This window comes from Streptomyces sp. NPDC111520 (assembly GCF_055635295.1).
This window is the reverse complement of sequence record NZ_JBVKBW010000008.1, coordinates 158,733-175,461: the sequence shown is the minus strand read 5'-3', so window position 1 is coordinate 175,461 and position 16,729 is coordinate 158,733. Positions and strand designations below refer to the sequence as shown.

At 74.0% G+C, this 16,729-nt stretch carries 14 protein-coding genes; 8 read left to right on the top strand and 6 right to left on the bottom strand.

Translation table 11 applies throughout. The annotated features are described in order from the left end of the window. Nucleotides 1-488 precede the first annotated feature (488 nt). The gene (locus tag ACZ7MY_RS20780) at nt 489-3,086 is read left to right on the top strand and encodes an AAA family ATPase (RefSeq protein WP_499603476.1); all 2,598 of its coding nucleotides are present in this window, start codon (nt 489-491) and stop codon (nt 3,084-3,086) included. Here the strand turns inward: ACZ7MY_RS20780 and ACZ7MY_RS20775 are convergent. Continuing rightward, nucleotides 3,077-3,940: a 3-hydroxybutyryl-CoA dehydrogenase gene (locus ACZ7MY_RS20775; protein WP_499603474.1), complete on the bottom strand. Its 864-nt coding sequence runs from the start codon at nt 3,938-3,940 to the stop codon at nt 3,077-3,079. The two genes, ACZ7MY_RS20780 and ACZ7MY_RS20775, sit on opposite strands and share 10 nt — an antisense overlap. Before the next feature lie 436 nt (nt 3,941-4,376). Between ACZ7MY_RS20775 and ACZ7MY_RS20770 the strand changes: the two genes are divergently transcribed. Then, nucleotides 4,377-5,570: a glycoside hydrolase family 10-like protein gene (locus tag ACZ7MY_RS20770; protein WP_499603886.1), complete on the top strand. Its 1,194-nt coding sequence runs from the start codon at nt 4,377-4,379 to the stop codon at nt 5,568-5,570. A 70-nt stretch (nt 5,571-5,640) separates the two neighbouring features. Here ACZ7MY_RS20770 and ACZ7MY_RS20765 read toward each other — a convergent pair whose 3' ends face one another. The 4 genes from ACZ7MY_RS20765 to ACZ7MY_RS20750 form a co-directional block, all read right to left on the bottom strand. Beyond that, entirely contained in the window at nt 5,641-5,844 is a 204-nt protein-coding gene (locus tag ACZ7MY_RS20765) for a DUF1918 domain-containing protein (protein WP_329188854.1), read from the bottom strand. A gap of 94 nt (nt 5,845-5,938) precedes the next feature. Continuing rightward, the gene (locus tag ACZ7MY_RS20760; RefSeq protein WP_499603472.1) at nt 5,939-6,682 is read right to left on the bottom strand and encodes a nucleotidyltransferase domain-containing protein; all 744 of its coding nucleotides are present in this window, start codon (nt 6,680-6,682) and stop codon (nt 5,939-5,941) included. 29 nt (nt 6,683-6,711) lie between these two features. Further along, a complete protein-coding gene (locus ACZ7MY_RS20755) occupies nt 6,712-8,172 on the bottom strand; it encodes an aldehyde dehydrogenase family protein (RefSeq protein ID WP_499603470.1) in 1,461 nt (486 codons plus the stop codon). Between the two features lie 496 nt (nt 8,173-8,668). Further along, entirely contained in the window at nt 8,669-9,127 is a 459-nt protein-coding gene (locus ACZ7MY_RS20750) for a DUF5997 family protein (RefSeq protein WP_499603468.1), read from the bottom strand. A gap of 59 nt (nt 9,128-9,186) precedes the next feature. On the opposite strand from ACZ7MY_RS20750, the gene ACZ7MY_RS20745 reads away from it, so the two are divergent. Further along, nucleotides 9,187-9,957 (top strand): LysR family substrate-binding domain-containing protein, encoded by a 771-nt coding sequence (locus ACZ7MY_RS20745; RefSeq protein ID WP_499603466.1) that lies wholly within the window; start codon nt 9,187-9,189, stop codon nt 9,955-9,957. Between the two features lie 127 nt (nt 9,958-10,084). Here ACZ7MY_RS20745 and ACZ7MY_RS20740 read toward each other — a convergent pair whose 3' ends face one another. After that, a complete protein-coding gene (locus ACZ7MY_RS20740; protein WP_499603884.1) occupies nt 10,085-11,743 on the bottom strand; it encodes an FG-GAP repeat domain-containing protein in 1,659 nt (552 codons plus the stop codon). 476 nt (nt 11,744-12,219) lie between these two features. Between ACZ7MY_RS20740 and argC the strand changes: the two genes are divergently transcribed. From argC to ACZ7MY_RS20715, 5 genes are read left to right on the top strand one after another with little or no spacing between them, the layout of a single operon-like run. Continuing rightward, nucleotides 12,220-13,248 carry an N-acetyl-gamma-glutamyl-phosphate reductase gene (argC, locus tag ACZ7MY_RS20735; protein ID WP_499603464.1) on the top strand — a complete coding sequence of 343 codons (1,029 nt, stop codon included), beginning with the start codon at nt 12,220-12,222 and terminating at the stop codon, nt 13,246-13,248. Next, nucleotides 13,245-13,433: a hypothetical protein gene (locus ACZ7MY_RS20730; protein ID WP_499603463.1), complete on the top strand. Its 189-nt coding sequence runs from the start codon at nt 13,245-13,247 to the stop codon at nt 13,431-13,433. Before argC ends, ACZ7MY_RS20730 begins: the two co-directional genes overlap by 4 nt. Beyond that, complete coding sequence (argJ, locus tag ACZ7MY_RS20725) at nt 13,430-14,581, top strand: bifunctional glutamate N-acetyltransferase/amino-acid acetyltransferase ArgJ (RefSeq protein WP_499603461.1); 1,152 nt, start codon at nt 13,430-13,432, stop codon at nt 14,579-14,581. The genes ACZ7MY_RS20730 and argJ overlap by 4 nt, the downstream gene beginning before the upstream one ends. Next, a complete protein-coding gene (gene argB, locus ACZ7MY_RS20720; RefSeq protein WP_499603459.1) occupies nt 14,578-15,513 on the top strand; it encodes an acetylglutamate kinase in 936 nt (311 codons plus the stop codon). Before argJ ends, argB begins: the two co-directional genes overlap by 4 nt. After that, nucleotides 15,510-16,727, top strand: a complete 1,218-nt coding sequence (locus ACZ7MY_RS20715; protein WP_499603457.1) for an acetylornithine transaminase — start codon at nt 15,510-15,512, stop codon at nt 16,725-16,727. Before argB ends, ACZ7MY_RS20715 begins: the two co-directional genes overlap by 4 nt. Nucleotides 16,728-16,729: the final 2 nt, after the last annotated feature.

Genomic DNA, 16,729 nt, shown 5'->3' with positions numbered 1-16,729 from the left:
CAGCCTTCGGCCGGGGGGACCCCCATCCGGTACGGTTGGTGCGGGTCTCGCACCTCGTTGTGGGGTCGGGGCCGCGCCGGCGCACTCCCCCAACCTTCGGCCGGGGGGACCCCCAGAACGCTCGCGGTTTACGTCTACATTCTTGGGCGCCGCGTTCGCCGCTCGTCTCCCCCAGCCTTCGGCCGGGGGGACCCCCAGGGCGCACCCCGCCACACCCCCTCCGGCCGGTTTGCGCGCACAACGGCCGGTGGGGGGGTGCTCCCCCTGGCCGAAGGTTGGGGGAGACGAGCGGTTAAGTGCGGCGGCCGAGGATGTTGGGGTGAACCGCGAGCGTTCTGGGGGCCCCGGCCGAAGGCTGGGGGAGGGTGGGAGGGTGGGGGAACCCCCAACAGAAACCACGACGCACCCGCACACAACCACCGGGCGGCGCGGCGCAGCCGAACACGCGGCCATTGACAAGGCAGTTGGGCAAACGTTGTCATGAGCATATGCCGTCCCTCATCGGGCGTCGGGAGATCCTCGACCATGCCCGGACACAGCTGACCGCGGGTCCGGGCGTACTGCTCCACGGAGCGGCCGGGATCGGCAAGTCCGCCCTGCTCGCGGTGCTGGCCGACGAGGTCCCGCCGGAAGGCTTCGCGCTGCGGGCCGTCCCCGTCGAGGAGGACGCCAAGCTGCCCTTCGTCGCGTTGATGGACCTCTTCGCCCGCGTGCCGGAGGCGTACGTCGACGCCCTGAGCGCGGGCCCCCGTGCCGCGCTGCGGGCGGCGCTGCTGCGGGGGCACGAGCCGGTCGCGACGCAGAGCCGGCTCGCCGTGCGCGACGCGGCCGTGGAGCTGCTGCGGGCGCTCGCGGCGGCCGGACCCGTGCTGATCGTCGTCGACGACCTCCAGTGGCTCGACACGCCGAGCGCCGAGGTGCTGTCGCTCGCGCTGCGCCGCCTCCCGCCGGGCGAGGACGTACGGTTCCTGGCCGCCGAGCGCGTCGTGGAGGGCGAGGAGCCGCTCGGGTTGCGGTGCTGCCCGCCGGGCACCGCGGCGCTGCCGGTGCCGCCGCTGTCCGACGGGGACGTGGCCGAGCTGCTGCTCGCGCTGGACGGCGCCGGGGCGGAGCTGCCGGAGCGCGCCGTGCGTGCCGTCCAGGACACGGCCGCGGGCAACCCGCTGTACGCGCTGGAGCTCGGCCGCGCCCTGCTGCGGGACGGCACGCCGTTCGAGGCCGGGGACGTGCTCTCCGTGCCGCCGCGGCTGCGCGACCTGCTGCTGGACCGGGTACGGCTGCTGCCCGCCTCCGCGCGGCAGACGCTGCTGGTCGCCAGCGCCGCCGCCCGCCCCACGCTGCCGCTGCTCGCGGCCGCGGGGGTCCCGGACCCGGAGGGCGACCTGGGCACCGCGGAGACCCTGGGGGTCGCCGTGGCGGACGCCGAGGGAACGATTCGCTTCCAGCACCCGCTGATCCGCGCCGCCGTGTACACCGACGCCCCCGAGCACGGCCGGCGCACCGCGCACAAGCTGCTGTCCAAGGTCGTGCCCGAGCCCGTGGAGCAGGCCCGGCACCTGGCCCTGGCCCACCCGCACGCCGACGAGACCACCGCGGCCACGCTGACGGCCGCCGCAGGCTCCGCGCGCCGCCGCGGCGCCCCCGCCACCGCCGCGGAGCTGGCCGCCCTGGCGGCCCGCCGTACCCCCGAGGACCGGCCGGAGGAGCGCGCCGACCGGCTGCTGGCCGCCGCCGCGTACGCCAGCGACGCCGGCCTGCGGGGCGACGCCGACCGCGCCGCGGAGACCGTGCTCGCCGAGGCCGCCTCGCCACGGCAGCGCGTGCTCGCCCGGCTGACCATGCTGGGCAACGCCGGTCAGGCGCTGGCCGCCGCGGGCCGTCTCATCGCGGACGGCCTGGTGGAGGCCGAGGGCCATCCCGAACTGGAGGCCCGGCTGCACCAGTGGGCCGCCCTGCGCCACCTCATCGGCGGCCGGCCCGCGCAGGCCTCCGCCCACGCCCGTCGCGCCGCCGACATGGCGGTCCGGGCGGACGCCGTCGACACCCGGGTGGCCGCCCTGGCGCTGCTCGCGCGGCTGCACGCGCTGCACGGCGAGGCGGAGTCCGCCGAGGCCGCGCTCGGCGAGGCGTTCGCGCTCCCCGTGCCGCCCGACGGGCCCGGCGCCCGCGAACTGGTGCGCACCCGGGCGATCCTGGCGGCCGACGCCGACCGCATCACCGACGCCGAAAACGAGATGGCCGGTCTCCTCGGCAGGACCGGCGAGTACGCCTCCGTCGAGGAGACCGCCGCGACGCTGGTGGCGCTGGTCCGCATCCAGGTGCGGTCCGGACGGTGCCGCGAGGCCCTGGACAACGTCGCCCGCTGCGCCGTGCTGCCCGTCCGGGCCGGGAACGACTCCCCGCCCGTGCTGTACGCCGCCGCGCTCGCCGAGACCGCCGGGGGGCGCCTGGAGCGCGCGCTGGAGCTCACCGACCGTACGATCCGGGCCTGCATGACCGACGGGGACCAGCTCTTCCTGCTGCGGGCCCTGGGCGTCCGTGGGCGGGCCCAACTCCTGGCCGGGGGGCGGGAGAACACCGCGTCCGCGGTCGAGACGCTGCGTCAGGTGCGCAGGCTGGGGGAGACGATGGGCATCGCCGACCCGGTGATGCTGCGCTGGTACGGGGACCTCGCCGAGGCGACCGTCATCCTCGGCGACACGGACTCGGCCGCCGAGGTCCTGCGGGCGGCCCGCCGCCGTGCCGGGGTGCGGCCCTCCGCGAGCGTGCTGTCGGCGCTGGACCGTGCCGAGGGGCTGCGGGACTGCGTACTGGGCCGTTCCAAGCGGGGCGTCACCCGCATCCAGGCCGCCGCGGAGCGGCTGCGCGGCCGTTCGCTGCCCATCGACCTCGCCCGCACGCTGATCGTGCTGGGCGCCGCCGAGCGCCGTCCGCGGCGGGCGGCGGCGGCCCGGGGCGCCCTGGTCGAGGCGCTGGAGATCAGCTCCGCCGTCGGCGCCGCCCCGGTCGAGGCCCGGGCCAGGGCGGAACTGGCCCGGCTCGACGCGCGGCGGGAGACGACGGCGCGGACGCCGAACTACACGTAGTCGTAGAAGCCGTGGCCGCTCTTGCGGCCCAGCCGGCCCGCGTCGACCATGCGCTGGAGCAGCGGGGGAGCGGCGTACAGCGGCTCCTTGAACTCCTCGTACATCGACTCGGCGACCGAGGCCACGGTGTCCAGCCCGATCAGGTCGGAGAGCTTGAGCGGCCCCATCGGGTGGGCGCAGCCCATCTCCATGCCGTTGTCGATGTCCTCACGGCTGGCGATGCCGGTCTCGAACATCCGGATCGACGACAGCAGGTACGGGATGAGCAGCGCGTTGACCACGAAGCCCGCGCGGTCCTGGGCCCGGATCGGGTGCTTGCCCAGCACGTCGGTGACGAGCTTCTCGGCGCGCACCAGCGTCTGGCCGTCCGTGGTGAGGGCGGGGATCAGCTCGACGAGCTTCTGCACCGGCGCCGGGTTGAAGAAGTGGATGCCGATGACCTGCTCCGGGCGGGAGGTCGCCACGGCGAGCTTCACCAGCGGGATGGAGGAGGTGTTCGAGGCCAGGATCGCGTCGCGCCGGGTCACCACCTGGTCGAGTACCTGGAAGATCTCGGTCTTGACCTGCTCGTTCTCGACGACGGCCTCGATGACGAGGTCGCGGTCGGCGAAGTCGCCCAGGTCGGTGGTGAAGGTGAGGCGCTCCAGCGTCGCGTCGCGCTCCTCCTCGGTGATCTTGCCGCGCTCCGCCGCCTTGTGCAGCGAGTTCGTCAGCCGGGTGCGGCCCAGCTCCAGCGCCTCGCCGGTGGTCTCGGCCACCCGGACGTCCAGTCCGGCCCGGGCGCACACCTCGGCGATACCCGCGCCCATCTGGCCACAGCCCACCACACCGACACAACGGATGTCGTCGTTCAACGCCCAGCCTCTCCCTGATCGCGAGATGGAGACCCGGACCGTCGTGAGGTCCGGACCAGCCCGCTCGACATTACACCCGGCCGGCCTACCGGTCCGGGTCCCCGCGAGGGCCGCCCGGCCGGCCCCGGACGCCCGCTGACCGGGTCCCGCGCCGCCCGGTGACACCCGTGTGCCGGAGGCGACGCGGGAGCCGTACGGGACGGACGCGTCCGCCGCGCGCCCGGCCCCTTCCGGCTCCGGGTAGGTTGCCGGACGGGCCGGTTCGACCCAGTATCGGCCCAACATGGATATGACGGGGAATCAGGGGACAGCCGTGCGCCGACTCTCACGCAGGACCTTCGCCGCGGGCGCCGCCGGGGCGATCGGCACCGTGGCCGCCGGCGGGGCCGCGCGGGCGGCGGAGGGAACGGCCGGGAGGGCAGGGACGGCCCGTGCCGTGCCCGCGGTTGCCGGGGCGCGGGCCGCGGCGGCGGGCGGTCCCGGCGCGCCGGCGCAGTTCCGCGGCATGTGGCTGGCGACGGTCGCCAACCGCGACTGGCCCACCGCCCGCGGGCTGTCGGCCCGTCAGCAGCACGCCGAACTCCTCGGTTACCTCGACCTCGCCGTCGAGCGACGGCTGAACGCCGTCGTCATGCAGGTCCGGCCGACCGCCGACGCGTTCTGGCCGAGTCCGTACGAGCCGTGGTCGGAGTACCTGACCGGGGTCCAGGGGCGCGACCCCGGCTGGGACCCGCTCGGCACGGCCGTCGCGGAGGCGCACGCGCGGGGGCTGAAACTGCACGCCTGGTTCAACCCGTTCCGCGTCGCCACCCACGACGACCCGGGACGCCTCGCCCCGGACCATCCGGCCCGCCTCAACCCCCACTGGACCGTCGCGTACGGCGGCAAGCTCCACTACAACCCCGGGCTCCCCGAGGTCCGTCGCTTCGTGCAGGACGCCATGCTCGACGCCGTCCGCCGCTACCCCGTCGACGGCGTGCACTGGGACGACTACTTCTACCCCTATCCCGTCGCCGGGCAGTACTTCGACGACGACGACGCCTTCGCCCGGTACGGGGCGGACTTCGCCGACCTCGCGTCCTGGCGGCGCGGCAACATCGACCTGCTCGTCAGCGAGACCGCCGCACGCGTCCGCGAGCTCCGCCCCGCCACCCGTTTCGGCATCAGCCCCTTCGCCGTCTGGCGCAACCGCGGCACGGACCCCCGCGGCTCCGCCACCCGCGGCGGGGTCCAGACCTACGACGACCTCTACGCCGACACACGCGGCTGGGTCCGCGAGGGCTGGATCGACTACGTCGTGCCGCAGGTGTACTGGCACATCGGCTTCGACGTGGCCGACTACGCCACGCTCGTGCCCTGGTGGGCCGACGTCGTCGACGGCACGGGCGTCCAGCTCTACATCGGCGAGGCCCTGTACCGGGCGGGTGGCGCCGGCGAGGCGGCGGCCTGGCGGGACCCGGGGGAGCTCTCCCGCCACCTCGACCTGGACCGCGACCATCCCCAGGTGCTCGGCAACGTCTTCTTCTCCGCCAAGGAGGTCGCCGCCGACCCCATCGGGGCGATGTCCCGGGTCGTCGCCGACCACTACCCGACGCGCGTCCGCACCCCCGGCCGGGGGCCGGGGGCGTAGGCGCGCACACCTGTGGCCGCGGCCGCGCGGAGCGACGGCCGCGGTCCGGCACGATCGCGTACGGGACGACTCAGCGGGTGGGGGCCGCGCCCCGCCCGTGCTCCACCGTCGAGTCCGGTCCGGGGGACAGGATGCACTCGTGCCCGTCGTCGTAACGGACCCGGTACGGCGGCTCGCCGCCCTGCCCCATGACCTCGACGATCTCGGCCACCTTGTCGTGCTGGCCGACGACCCGCCCGTGCTGCCTGACCCGGTCACCCTTGTTCGCGTGCATCGGTCGACCTCCTGAGAACTCGGCGGTCCGCAGCCCTTGCCCCTCCAGTCTAGGTTCGGGCGTCCGCTCCGCACCCCCGGGAACGGGCCGGGGCTCAGGCCGGCCGCAGGCCGAGTTCCGCCAGTACGCGCGGGTCCGGGGTGCGCCGGTAGCCCGCCCACAGCGGGCCGCCGCAGGCGTCCAGCACCACGTCGACCACCGCGGCGAACTCCTCGGGCGGGCCGCCGCGGACGAGGTGGCGGTAGCCGCCGAGCAGCACGCCCGCGAGTTCGGGGTCGGCCTCGCGCAGCCGGCGGGGCAGCCACTTGCCGCCACCGCGCCAGTGACCGCGGGTGACGAGCAGGAGCTCGGCGGCACCGTCGAGGAGGGCGGCGGCCACGGCGAGGAGCTCGTCCTCGTCCCGCGCGCCGAGCAGGTCGTCGCGCAGGTCGGTGACGGAGTAGCGCCGGTGGTCGCGCGCCGCGTCCGGGACCGCCGGCGGCCCGGCGGCGAGGATCCGTTCCGCGGCGTCGCGCAGCCGGGCGGCGGTCCCGTCGCGGTCGAGCAGGACGGCGCCCCGCGCGCACATGAACGCCATCGTGCCGCTGCCGCGGTCGCGGTCCCAGCCCATGAAGGCCCGGGCCGACTCGGGGGTGTGCACGAAGAGCTCGACCGGCCAGGAGCCCCACACGAACGACTCCGCGTGGCACCCGGCGGGCGGGCCGAGGACGACGACCACGTCCAGGTCGGACGTCGCCGTCCCCTCGCCGCGGGCGGTCGACCCGCCCAGGAAGCCGGCGAGGGCGTCGGGGAAGCGGTCGGCGAGAAGGGCGCGGGCCGCGCCGAGCGGATCTTCCATGCGCGGACCCTACGCCCTTCGCCGCGGGTTCAGAACGGGTAGTGCGCCTGCTGGGTGGCCAGGGTGACCCAGCGGGTGTTGGAGAAGGCCTCCAGGCCCCAGCGGCCGCCGAAGCGGCCGTAGCCCGAGGCCTTGAAGCCGCCGAAGGGCGCCTGCGGTTCGTCGGCCACCGACTGGTCGTTGACGTGCACGATGCCGGTGCGCAGCCGCCGGGCGACGGCCAGCCCGTGGGTACCGTTCTCGGTGATGACACCCGCGGTCAGACCGTGGTCGGTGTCGTTGGCCAGGGCCACGGCCTCGTCGTCGTCGGCGAAGGAGGTCACGGTGACGACCGGGCCGAAGGCCTCGCCGTAGTAGATCTCCGCGTCCTTGGGCACGTCCCGCAGCACGGTGGCCGGGTGCACCGCGCCGTCCGGCTCGCCGCCCCCGGTCAGCACGGTGGCGCCCTTGGCGACGGCGTCCCGTACCAGCGCGGCGACGCGCCGCGCGGAGGCCTCGCTCACCAGCGGCCCGATGACGGTGTGCGGGTGCGAGGGGTCGCCCGAGGACAGCGTGCCGACCTTGGCGGCGAACTTGGCCGTGAACTCCTCGGCGAGGCTCTCGTGGACCAGGACGCGGTCACCGGACATGCAGATCTGCCCGGAGTTGAGGAAGACGCCGAAGACGGCGGCGTCGACGGCGTAGTCCACGTCGGCGTCGTCGAGCACGACGATCGCGTTCTTGCCGCCGAGCTCCAGCACGGCGGGCTTGAGGTGGCGCGCCGCGTGCGTGCCGATGATCCGGCCGACCTCCGTCGACCCGGTGAAGTTGACGACGCGGACCCTCGGGTCGGCGATCAGCGCCTCCGCGACCTCGGCGGCGTCCTCGCGGGCGTTGGTCACCACGTTCAGCACGCCGTCCGGCAGCCCGGCCTCGCGCAGCACGTCCGCGACGAACAGCCCGCAGGCCACCGGGGCGTCCTCGCTCGGCTTCACCACGACCGTGTTCCCCGCCGCCAGCGGAGCGGCGACCGCGCGCACCCCGAGGATCAGCGGGGCGTTCCACGGTGCGAAGGCGCCGACGACGCCGACCGGCTCGCGCACCGCCATGCCGAGGACGCCCTCCTCCTGCGCGCTCAGCACCTCGCCGCGCGGCGCGGTGATGGCGGCGGCCACCTCGCGCAGGATGTTGGCGGCCAGCCCGACGTTGAAGTACGCCCAGGGACGCGTCCCCCCGGCCTCGTGCGCCATGATCCCGGCGGCCTGCTCCGTGCGGGCCTCCAGGAGGTCGGCGGCAGTGAGGAAGATCTTGCGCCGCGCGAACGGGCTGAGCGCGGCCCATTCCGGGAACGCGGCCTCGGCGGCGTCCACCGCCCGCGTGACGTCCTCGGCGCCCCCGGCGGCGACGGTCGCGTACACCTCCCCGGTGAAGGGGCTGACGTCCTCGGCCGTGCGTCCGGAGACGGCCGGGACGTCCTTGCCGCCGATCAGCAGTTCGCGGGAGATGGTCATGGCTGCCCCTGTTCTGGCGCGCGAACCTCTGCGTTCGCACAGTGAACTATCGTTCATCGACCGTTCGGGCACTGAGTCTGCGACGCGCCCTCCGCCCTGTCAACGGACCGGGACACGCTTTGTGCACGGGGTGCGGGGGTGCGGGGGAGCCGGGGGAGGGAGTGCGGGGCGGCGGTCGCGGGCTCTGGTGCCGGGCCCGGCCGCTGTGCCCCGAGTCCGGGGGCGGCGTGCCCTCTGCTCGTCGGTCACGCCGACGCCTGCGGCGACGCCAAAGCCTCGCCCCACAGCGTGCGGGAGGCGGCGCGAGGGACCGCCGGCGTCTGCGGCGCCGTGCGCGACGGACGGCTGCGTGCCGGTGCCGGCGCTGCAGGGCGTCGGCGTGTCCGCGAAGCCGCACTGATCACCGCGCGGCACCGCACGCCCGGCGGCACACGGCGGCCCGCCACCCTGCGTGCGCTGCCGCTTCCGGCTCCGAACGGCCGCCGCGCCCGGCACGTCACCAAGGAGCGGACGAAGCGTCGCCGCGCCCAGGTGACGGCCTGCGGTGTCGCGGGGGCGTCAGGCGTCGTTGCGGAGGGCGCGCTCGGCGTCGCGCTCCCTTGAGGCGGGCGGTCTCCTTGCGGACCTCGGCCTGGGTGGCGCGCTCCTTCTGCAGCCACTCCGGCGCCTCCTGCTTCAGCGCCTCGATCTGCTCCGTGGTGAGCGCCTCGGTGACCCCGCCGCGGGCGAGGCCGGAGATGGAGACGCCCAGCTTCGCGGCGACCACCGGGCGCGGGTGCGGGCCGTCGCGGCGGAGCTCCCGGAGCCACTCGGGCGGGTCGGCCTGGAGCGCGTTCAGCTCGTCGCGCGAGACGACGCCTTCCCGGAACTCGGTGGGGGTGGCCTCGAGGTACACACCCAGCTTCTTCGCCGCGGTGGCGGGCTTCATGGTCTGGGTGGAGTGGTGCGACGTCATGCCCCAAGGATATCGAGCGCCGGCGCGGCCCCCGACCGGCGCCGGGGTAGCCTGGCCGGATGACCGGCTCGGTAGCTCCCTCCTCGTTCCGCCTCGCCTACGTCCCGGGTGTGACCCCCGCCAAGTGGGTGCGGATCTGGCAGGAGCGGCTGCCGGACGTCCCGCTGGAGCTCGTGATGGTCACGGCCGCCGAAGCCCCGGGGAAGCTCCGCGGCCTCGACGCGGACGCGGGCCTGGTACGGCTGCCGATCGACCGGACGGACCTCAGCGCCATCCCCCTGTACACCGAGACGACGGTGGTCGTCGTGCCCAAGGACCACCTTGTGGCGGCGGCCGAAGAGGTGTCCCTGGCGGACCTGGCCGAGGACGTCGTCTTCCACCCCCTCGACGACACCCTGGACTGGGCGGAGTCGGCGTTCCCCGGGCGGCCCGCCGTCGAGCGGCCCGCCACGACCGGGGACGCGGTCGAACTCGTCGCGGCGGGCGTGGGGCTGCTGGTCGTGCCGCAGTCGCTGGCGCGCCTGCACCACCGCCGGGACCTCACCTACCGCCCGGTGAGCGACGCCCCGCAGTCGCGGGTGGCCCTGTCCTGGCGCGAGGACACGACGACCGACCACGTCGAGGACTTCATCGGCATCGTGCGCGGCCGCACCGTCAACAGCACGCGCGGCCGCACGCAGGCGGCGGCGGAGCCGAAGAAGAAGGCCGACGAGGGCGCCGCCCGCCGCAAGCCCGCCGCGGGGAAGCCCACGTCCGGCAGGTCCGCCGGCCGTACGTCCGCGAAGACCCCCCGCCCCGCGAAGCGCGGCAAGCCCCGCCGCCGGTCGTAGCCGGCCCGTACCGCGTCGCACCTCCCGCCGGCGGTCGCGGGAACACCGGTTGTCCCGGCGCCGGCACGCAGGAACGCCCTGCCACCGGAAGACCGGCGGCAGGGCGCTCTGTGTGGTGCGGTGTCGCTCAGTACAGGTTGCGGTAGGTGTTCCAGCCGGGGCCGATACGGACCTTCGCCGCGAACTTGCCGGTTCCGGTGGAGGAGTAGCGGTAGAGGTCGCCGGCGGAGTTCACGCCGACGATGTCGCCCTTGCCGTCACCGTTGATGTCGCCGGGAGCGGCGAGCTTGCTGTAGGTGTTCCAGCCGCCGCCGATGGAGACCCGGGACTTGAACGGGGCGGAGGCGTCGCCCGTGCCCGCGTACAGGTAGAGGGTGCCGCCGGTGGTGCGGGCCAGGAGGTCCGTGCGGCCGTCGCCGGTGTAGTCACCCGCGCCGAGGAGCTTGTTGTAGACGCCCCAGCCGGAGCCGACCTTGGTCCGCTTGGCGAACGCGCTGCCCGTGCCGTTGCCCCGGTACAGGTAGAGGACGCCGGACTTGTCCCGCGCCAGCAGGTCGCCCTTGCCGTCACCGCTCAGGTCGCCGGGACCGACGAGGCTGTTGTAGATGCCCCAGCCGCTGCCGATCGTGTAGTCGCCGTTGTACAGCGTGCCGTCGTAGATGAGCGGCAGGTCGGCCTGGCCGTCCTTGTCGAGGGACGAGACCAGCGTGAGGTTGACGCCCGACCAGAGCTCTTCGATGAACTCGCGCGGGCTGAGCAGCCCGTTGTTCTTCGAGTAGTACCAGTACAGGTTGTTCTTGGTGTCCAGCCCCATCAGCTCGTTCTTGCCGAAGTCGGGGTTCCCGCCCGCTCCGAGGAACAGCGATACGGCGTTCCAGCCCGTGCCGACGTCCGTGCGGTCGAGGAAGGTGCCCTGCCCGGTCGACGCGAAGAAGTAGGTCGTGCCGTCCTCGGTGCGCACCATGAGGTCGCCCAGGCCGTCGCCGTTCTGGTCGTCGACAGCGACGAGCTGGTTGTACGCGTTCCAGCCGCTGCTGACCTTGACCCGGCCCGCGAACGGGGCCGCGGCGTTGCCGGTGCCGGCGTAGAAGTACAGGTCGCCGGCGGTCGTACGGGCGACCAGGTCGCCGATGCCGTCGCCGTTCATGTCGTTCGCGCCGACGAGCTGGTCGTACACGCCCCAGCCGGTGCCGACCTTGGTCCGCGCGGAGAGCGGGTTGCTGTCGACCGCGCCGTTGGACGTGTAGAGGTACAGCTCTCCCGCGGGCGTACGGGCCAGGACGTCGCCCCGGCCGTCGCCGTTCAGGTCTCCGGGAGAGAAGACCTTGTTGTAGATCTGCCAGCCGTTGCCGGACCAGGTGGCGTAGCCGGTGCTGTCCGCGCCCCAGCTCTGGAAGAGCGAGAGCTTGCCGGTCGCCGACAGGGTGAAGAACTCGGGACCGCCGCCGCCGTCGAGGTCGCCCGGCGCGATGATGTCCTTGTACTGCTCTTCGTAGTCGCCGTTGATCGTGTAGACGTGGGCTTCCCCACTGCTCGCCGGCTGGACGTAGACCTGTCCGTCGATGGCGCGGTACATCAGGTCGGTGTACCCGTCGCCGTCCACGTCCTGACGCGGCTTCGCGGGGACGACCGCGGCGGCCGCGCCCGCGACGCGCGAGGACTTCGCGGCGGTGCGCTTCGGCAGCGTGAGCGTCGGCAGCCGGTCGAGCCGGGGCTGCGCGGGCCGCTCCAGGGCCGGGGCGTGCGGTATGGATGCGTCGGCCGAAGCCGGGGCGGCCAGCAGCATGCCGGCCGAGAGAGCGAGAGCGGTGCAGGCCGCGATGCGGCGCGCGCGCTTCGGGCGCGCCGGGACGGACCAGGCGCGTTCCAGAGGTGACAAAGCCCCCCCAGGGGTCAGTGGTAGAACCGGTTCGAACGAGTTCACAGAGGTTTTACATGCATGGTGAACCGTTCCCGGGATGGGCACAGACTCTACATCCGCGACGGGCGTGACTGAAGTGGTTTAACGATGATCATGCGGGGTTCCTGCTGCTCGGAGCGGCGGTGCGCGGCACGAAGGCCGCAGAAGCCGCGGACGCGGCAGCGGTGCGGGGCCGGGTGGGCGCCCGCTCCGCTCCGGCACCCCGTACCGTCCCCCTTGTCGTCGGTGGTGCGCACACGCACTCCCGGGGTCCGCCGCCGACGGCGGCGTCCACGGCGGGGCCGAAGCTTTGCATAAAAGTTCCGAGAGCCGTATAGTCATGCCATCGAAGAGGAGGGTCCATGGCATTCCGGGCAGCGGTGGCGGGAGCGAGCGGGTACGCGGGCGGGGAGATCCTGCGCCTGTTGCTGAACCACCCCGAGATCGAGATCGGCGCGCTCACCGGGAACTCCAACGCCGGGCAGCGCCTCGGCGGCCTGCAGCCGCACCTGCTGCCGCTGGCAGACCGCGTCCTGGAGGCCACCAGCGCGCAGGCGCTGGCCGGCCACGACGTCGTCTTCCTCGCGCTGCCGCACGGGCAGTCCGCCGCCGTCGCCGAGCAGCTCGGCGACACGGCGCTCGTCGTGGACTGCGGCGCCGACTTCCGGCTGAAGGACGCCGCGGACTGGGAGCGGTTCTACGGTTCCCCGCACGCCGGCACGTGGCCGTACGGCCTCCCGGAACTGCCGGGTGCCCGTGCCGCGCTGGAGGGGTCCAAGCGCATCGCGGTGCCCGGTTGCTACCCCACCGCGGTCTCGCTCGCGCTGTTCCCGGCGTACGCCGCGGGCCTGGTGGAACCCGAGGTCGTGGTCGTCGCCGCGTCCGGTACCTCCGGCGCCGGCAAGGCGGCCAAGCCGCACCTGATGGGCAGCGAGGTCATGGGCAGCATGAGCCCGTACGGGGTCGGCGGCACGCACCGGCACACCCCCGAGATGGTCCAGAACCTCTCCGCCGTGGCCGGCGAGCGGGTCTCCGTCTCCTTCACCCCGACGCTGGCGCCGATGCCCCGCGGCATCCTTGCCACCTGCAACGCCAAGGCCACGCCCGGGACCACCGCCGAGGCCGTCCGCGCCGCCTACGAGAAGGCGCTGGCCGACGAGCCGTTCGCGCACCTGCTGCCGGAGGGCCAGTGGCCCGCCACCGCCGCCGTGTACGGCTCCAACGCCGCGCTGATCCAGGTGGCCTACGACGAGGCCGCCGGCCGGGTCGTCGTCGTCAGCGCCATCGACAACCTCACCAAGGGGACCGCCGGCGGCGCCGTGCAGAGCATGAACATCGCGCTCGGCCTCCCCGAGGGGCTGGGCCTGAGCACCGCGGGGGTCGCACCATGACGCCCCGCTCCGCCGCCCGCGCCCGCCGTGCCGTCGCCGAACTGCTCACGCGGGCCGCGCCCTGCGACGCGGGCGCCGACGGGCACGGCACGGCCCCGGTGACCGGCCCGCACACCGACATCACGGCGAAGGCCGCGCCCCTGCGGTGCGCCGGCCCAGAAGCGCACAAGGAGACGACACAGTGAGCGTCACGGCAGCACAGGGGTTCACGGCGGGGGGCATCGCCGCCGGGATCAAGGAGAACGGCAACCCGGACCTCGCCCTCGTGGTGAACAACGGTCCGCGGCTCGCCGCGGCCGGCGTCTTCACCTCCAACCGCGTCAAGGCCGCCCCCGTCCTGTGGTCGGAGCAGGTGGTCAGTGGCGGCCGGGTCTCCGCCGTGGTCCTCAACTCCGGTGGCGCCAACGCCTGTACGGGCCCGCTGGGCTTCCAGGACACCCACGCCACCGCCGAGGCCGTCGCCGACGCCCTCGGGCACAGCGCGGGGGAGGTCGCCGTCTGCTCCACCGGGCTCATCGGCGTGCGCCTGCCGATGGACAGGCTGCTGCCGGGCGTCGCCAAGGCGGCGGCCGAACTCTCCGCCCACGGCGGCGAGAAGGCGGCCATCGCCATCAAGACCACCGACACCGTCCACAAGACCGCCGTGCACGAGGGCGAGGGCTGGACCGTCGGCGGCATGGCCAAGGGCGCGGGCATGCTCGCCCCGGGCCTGGCCACCATGCTGGTCGTCCTGACCACCGACGCCGACCTGGACTCCGCCGCCCTGGACGGGGCGCTGCGCGCCGCCACCCGCACCACCTTCGACCGGGCCGACTCCGACGGCTGCATGTCGACCAACGACACGGTGCTGCTGATGGCCTCCGGCGCCTCGGGCGTCACCCCCGCCGCCGGGCCCTTCGCCGCCGCCGTGGAGCAGGTGTGCGCCGACCTCGCCCGGCAGCTGATCCGCGACGCCGAGGGCGCGTCCAAGGACATCAAGATCGAGGTCGTCAACGCCGCGACCGAGGACGACGCCGTGGAGGTGGGCCGCTCCATCGCCCGCAACAACCTCCTCAAGTGCGCGATCCACGGTGAGGACCCCAACTGGGGCCGGGTGCTCTCGGCGATCGGCACCACCTCCGCCGCCTTCGAGCCGGACCGCCTCAACGTCGCCATCAACGGCGTGTGGGTCTGCAAGTCCGGCTCCGTCGGCGAGGACCGCGCGCTGGTCGACATGCGCTACCGCGAGGTCCACATCACCGCCGACCTCGCCGCCGGCACCGAGACGGCGACCATCTGGACCAACGACCTCACCGCCGAGTACGTCCACGAGAACAGCGCCTACAGCTCATGAGCGCCCGCAAGCACACCGCCCTGCCGAAGGCGCAGATCCTGATCGAGGCGCTGCCCTGGCTCACCCGGCACCACGGCAAGACCGTCGTCATCAAGTTCGGCGGCAACGCGATGGTCGACGAGGAGCTCAAGGCGGCCTTCGCGCAGGACGTCGTCTTCCTGCGGCACGCCGGCCTCAAGCCGGTGGTCGTGCACGGCGGCGGCCCGCAGATCAGCGCGCAGCTCGACAAACAGGGCCTGGTCAGCGAGTTCAAGGCGGGCCTGCGGGTCACCACCCCGGAGGCCATGGACGTCGTCCGCATGGTGCTCGCCGGACAGGTGCAGCGCGAGCTGGTCAACCTGCTCAACCAGCACGGTCCGCTGGCCGTCGGCCTGACCGGCGAGGACGCCCACACCATCAGCGCCACCCGGCACCGCCCGATGATCGACGGGGAGGCCGTCGACATCGGCCGGGTCGGGCAGATCACCGAGATCGACACCGGCGCCATCCGGGCCCTGCTGGACGACGGCCGCATCCCGGTCGTCTCCTCCATCGCCCGCAGCGCCGACGACGGCCACATCTACAACGTCAACGCCGACACCGCCGCCGCGGCGCTCGCGGCCGCGCTCGGGGCCGAGACCCTGATGGTCCTCACCGACGTGGAGGGCCTGTACGAGGACTGGCCGCACAGCGACGAGGTCATCAGCCGGCTCACCGCGAGCGAGCTGGAGAAGCTGCTGCCCGAGCTGTCCAGCGGCATGGTGCCCAAGATGGAGGGGTGCCTGTTCGCGGTGCGCAACGGCGTCCACACCGCCCGGGTCATCGACGGGCGGGTCCAGCACTCCATCCTGCTGGAGATCTTCACCGACGAGGGAATCGGCACCATGGTGCTGCCCGACAGCGCCGACGCGGCGCGCGGCACCACATCGCGCAACGGAGGGGGACGGGCATGACCGGCACCGGCAACCAGGGGAACGAGGCGCTCACACGGCGCTGGCAGGACTCCCTGATGGACAACTACGGCACCCCGCGGCTGCCCCTGGTCCGCGGCGAGGGCGCCCGGTACTGGGACGCCGACGGCAACGAGTACCTGGACTTCCTCGGCGGCATCGCCGTCAACGCCCTCGGCACCGCGCACCCGGCGGTCGTCCGTGCCGTCTCCGAGCAGATCGCGACGCTCGGCCACGTCTCGAACTTCTTCATCGCCGAACCCACGGTCGCCCTCGCCGAGCGGCTGCTCCAGCTGTCCGGCCGCCCCGGCCGCGTGCTGTTCTGCAACTCCGGCGCCGAGGCCAACGAAGCCGCCTTCAAGATCGGCCGTCTGACGGGCCGCACCCACATGGTGGCCACCGACGGCGCCTTCCACGGCCGCACCATGGGTGCGCTCGCGCTCACCGGCCAGCCCAAGAAGCAGGAGTCCTTCCGCCCGCTGCCCGGTGACGTCACCCATGTGCCGTACGGCGACGCCGACGCCTTGCGCGCCGCCGTCACCGAGGAGACGGCGCTCGTCGTGCTCGAGCCCATCCAGGGCGAGAACGGCGTCGTCGTGCCGCCGGCCGGCTACCTGGCCGCCGCGCGGGAGATCACCCGCGCCACCGGCACCCTGCTCGTCATGGACGAGGTGCAGACGGGCATCGGCCGCACCGGCCACTGGTTCGAGCACCAGGCGCAGGGTGTCGAGCCGGACGTCGTCACCCTCGCCAAGGCGCTCGGCGGCGGACTGCCCATCGGCGCCACCCTCGCCTTCGGCCCCGCCGCCGACCTCCTGACGCCCGGTCAGCACGGCACCACCTTCGGCGGCAACCCGGTCGCCTGCGCCGCGGCGCTCGCCGTCCTGGACACCATCGCCCAGGAGGGCGTGCTGGAGAACGTCAAGCGCCAGGGCGAGCGACTGCGCCAGGGCGTCGAGGCGCTGGGCCACCCTCTGGTCGATCACGTGCGCGGTGCGGGCCTCCTGCTGGGTATCGTGCTCACCGGGCCGTTCTCCGCGCAGGTGCAGAAGGCGGCCCAGGACGCCGGACTCCTGGTGAACGCCGCCGTACCCGACACGGTACGGCTCGCCCCGCCGCTGATCCTCGGTGACGCCGAGGTGGACGCGTTCCTGAGGGCGCTGCCGGGTGTCCTCGACGCCGTACACGCCGCAGAGGAACCGCGATCCGGAGAATGACA

Excerpts from the sequence above, each read along its gene's own strand:
- ACZ7MY_RS20780 (WP_499603476.1), top strand. The coding sequence starts at position 489 with ATGCCGTCCCTCATCGGGCGTCGGGAGATCCTCGACCATGCCCGGACA.
- ACZ7MY_RS20765 (WP_329188854.1), bottom strand. The coding sequence starts at position 5,844 with ATGCACGCGAACAAGGGTGACCGGGTCAGGCAGCACGGGCGGGTCGTC.
- ACZ7MY_RS20760 (WP_499603472.1), bottom strand. The coding sequence starts at position 6,682 with ATGGAAGATCCGCTCGGCGCGGCCCGCGCCCTTCTCGCCGACCGCTTC.
- ACZ7MY_RS20755 (WP_499603470.1), bottom strand. The coding sequence starts at position 8,172 with ATGACCATCTCCCGCGAACTGCTGATCGGCGGCAAGGACGTCCCGGCC.
- ACZ7MY_RS20750 (WP_499603468.1), bottom strand. The coding sequence starts at position 9,127 with ATGACGTCGCACCACTCCACCCAGACCATGAAGCCCGCCACCGCGGCG.
- ACZ7MY_RS20745 (WP_499603466.1), top strand. The coding sequence starts at position 9,187 with ATGACCGGCTCGGTAGCTCCCTCCTCGTTCCGCCTCGCCTACGTCCCG.
- ACZ7MY_RS20740 (WP_499603884.1), bottom strand. The coding sequence starts at position 11,743 with ATGCTGCTGGCCGCCCCGGCTTCGGCCGACGCATCCATACCGCACGCC.
- argC (WP_499603464.1), top strand. The coding sequence starts at position 12,220 with ATGGCATTCCGGGCAGCGGTGGCGGGAGCGAGCGGGTACGCGGGCGGG.
- ACZ7MY_RS20730 (WP_499603463.1), top strand. The coding sequence starts at position 13,245 with ATGACGCCCCGCTCCGCCGCCCGCGCCCGCCGTGCCGTCGCCGAACTG.
- argB (WP_499603459.1), top strand. The coding sequence starts at position 14,578 with ATGAGCGCCCGCAAGCACACCGCCCTGCCGAAGGCGCAGATCCTGATC.
- ACZ7MY_RS20715 (WP_499603457.1), top strand. The coding sequence starts at position 15,510 with ATGACCGGCACCGGCAACCAGGGGAACGAGGCGCTCACACGGCGCTGG.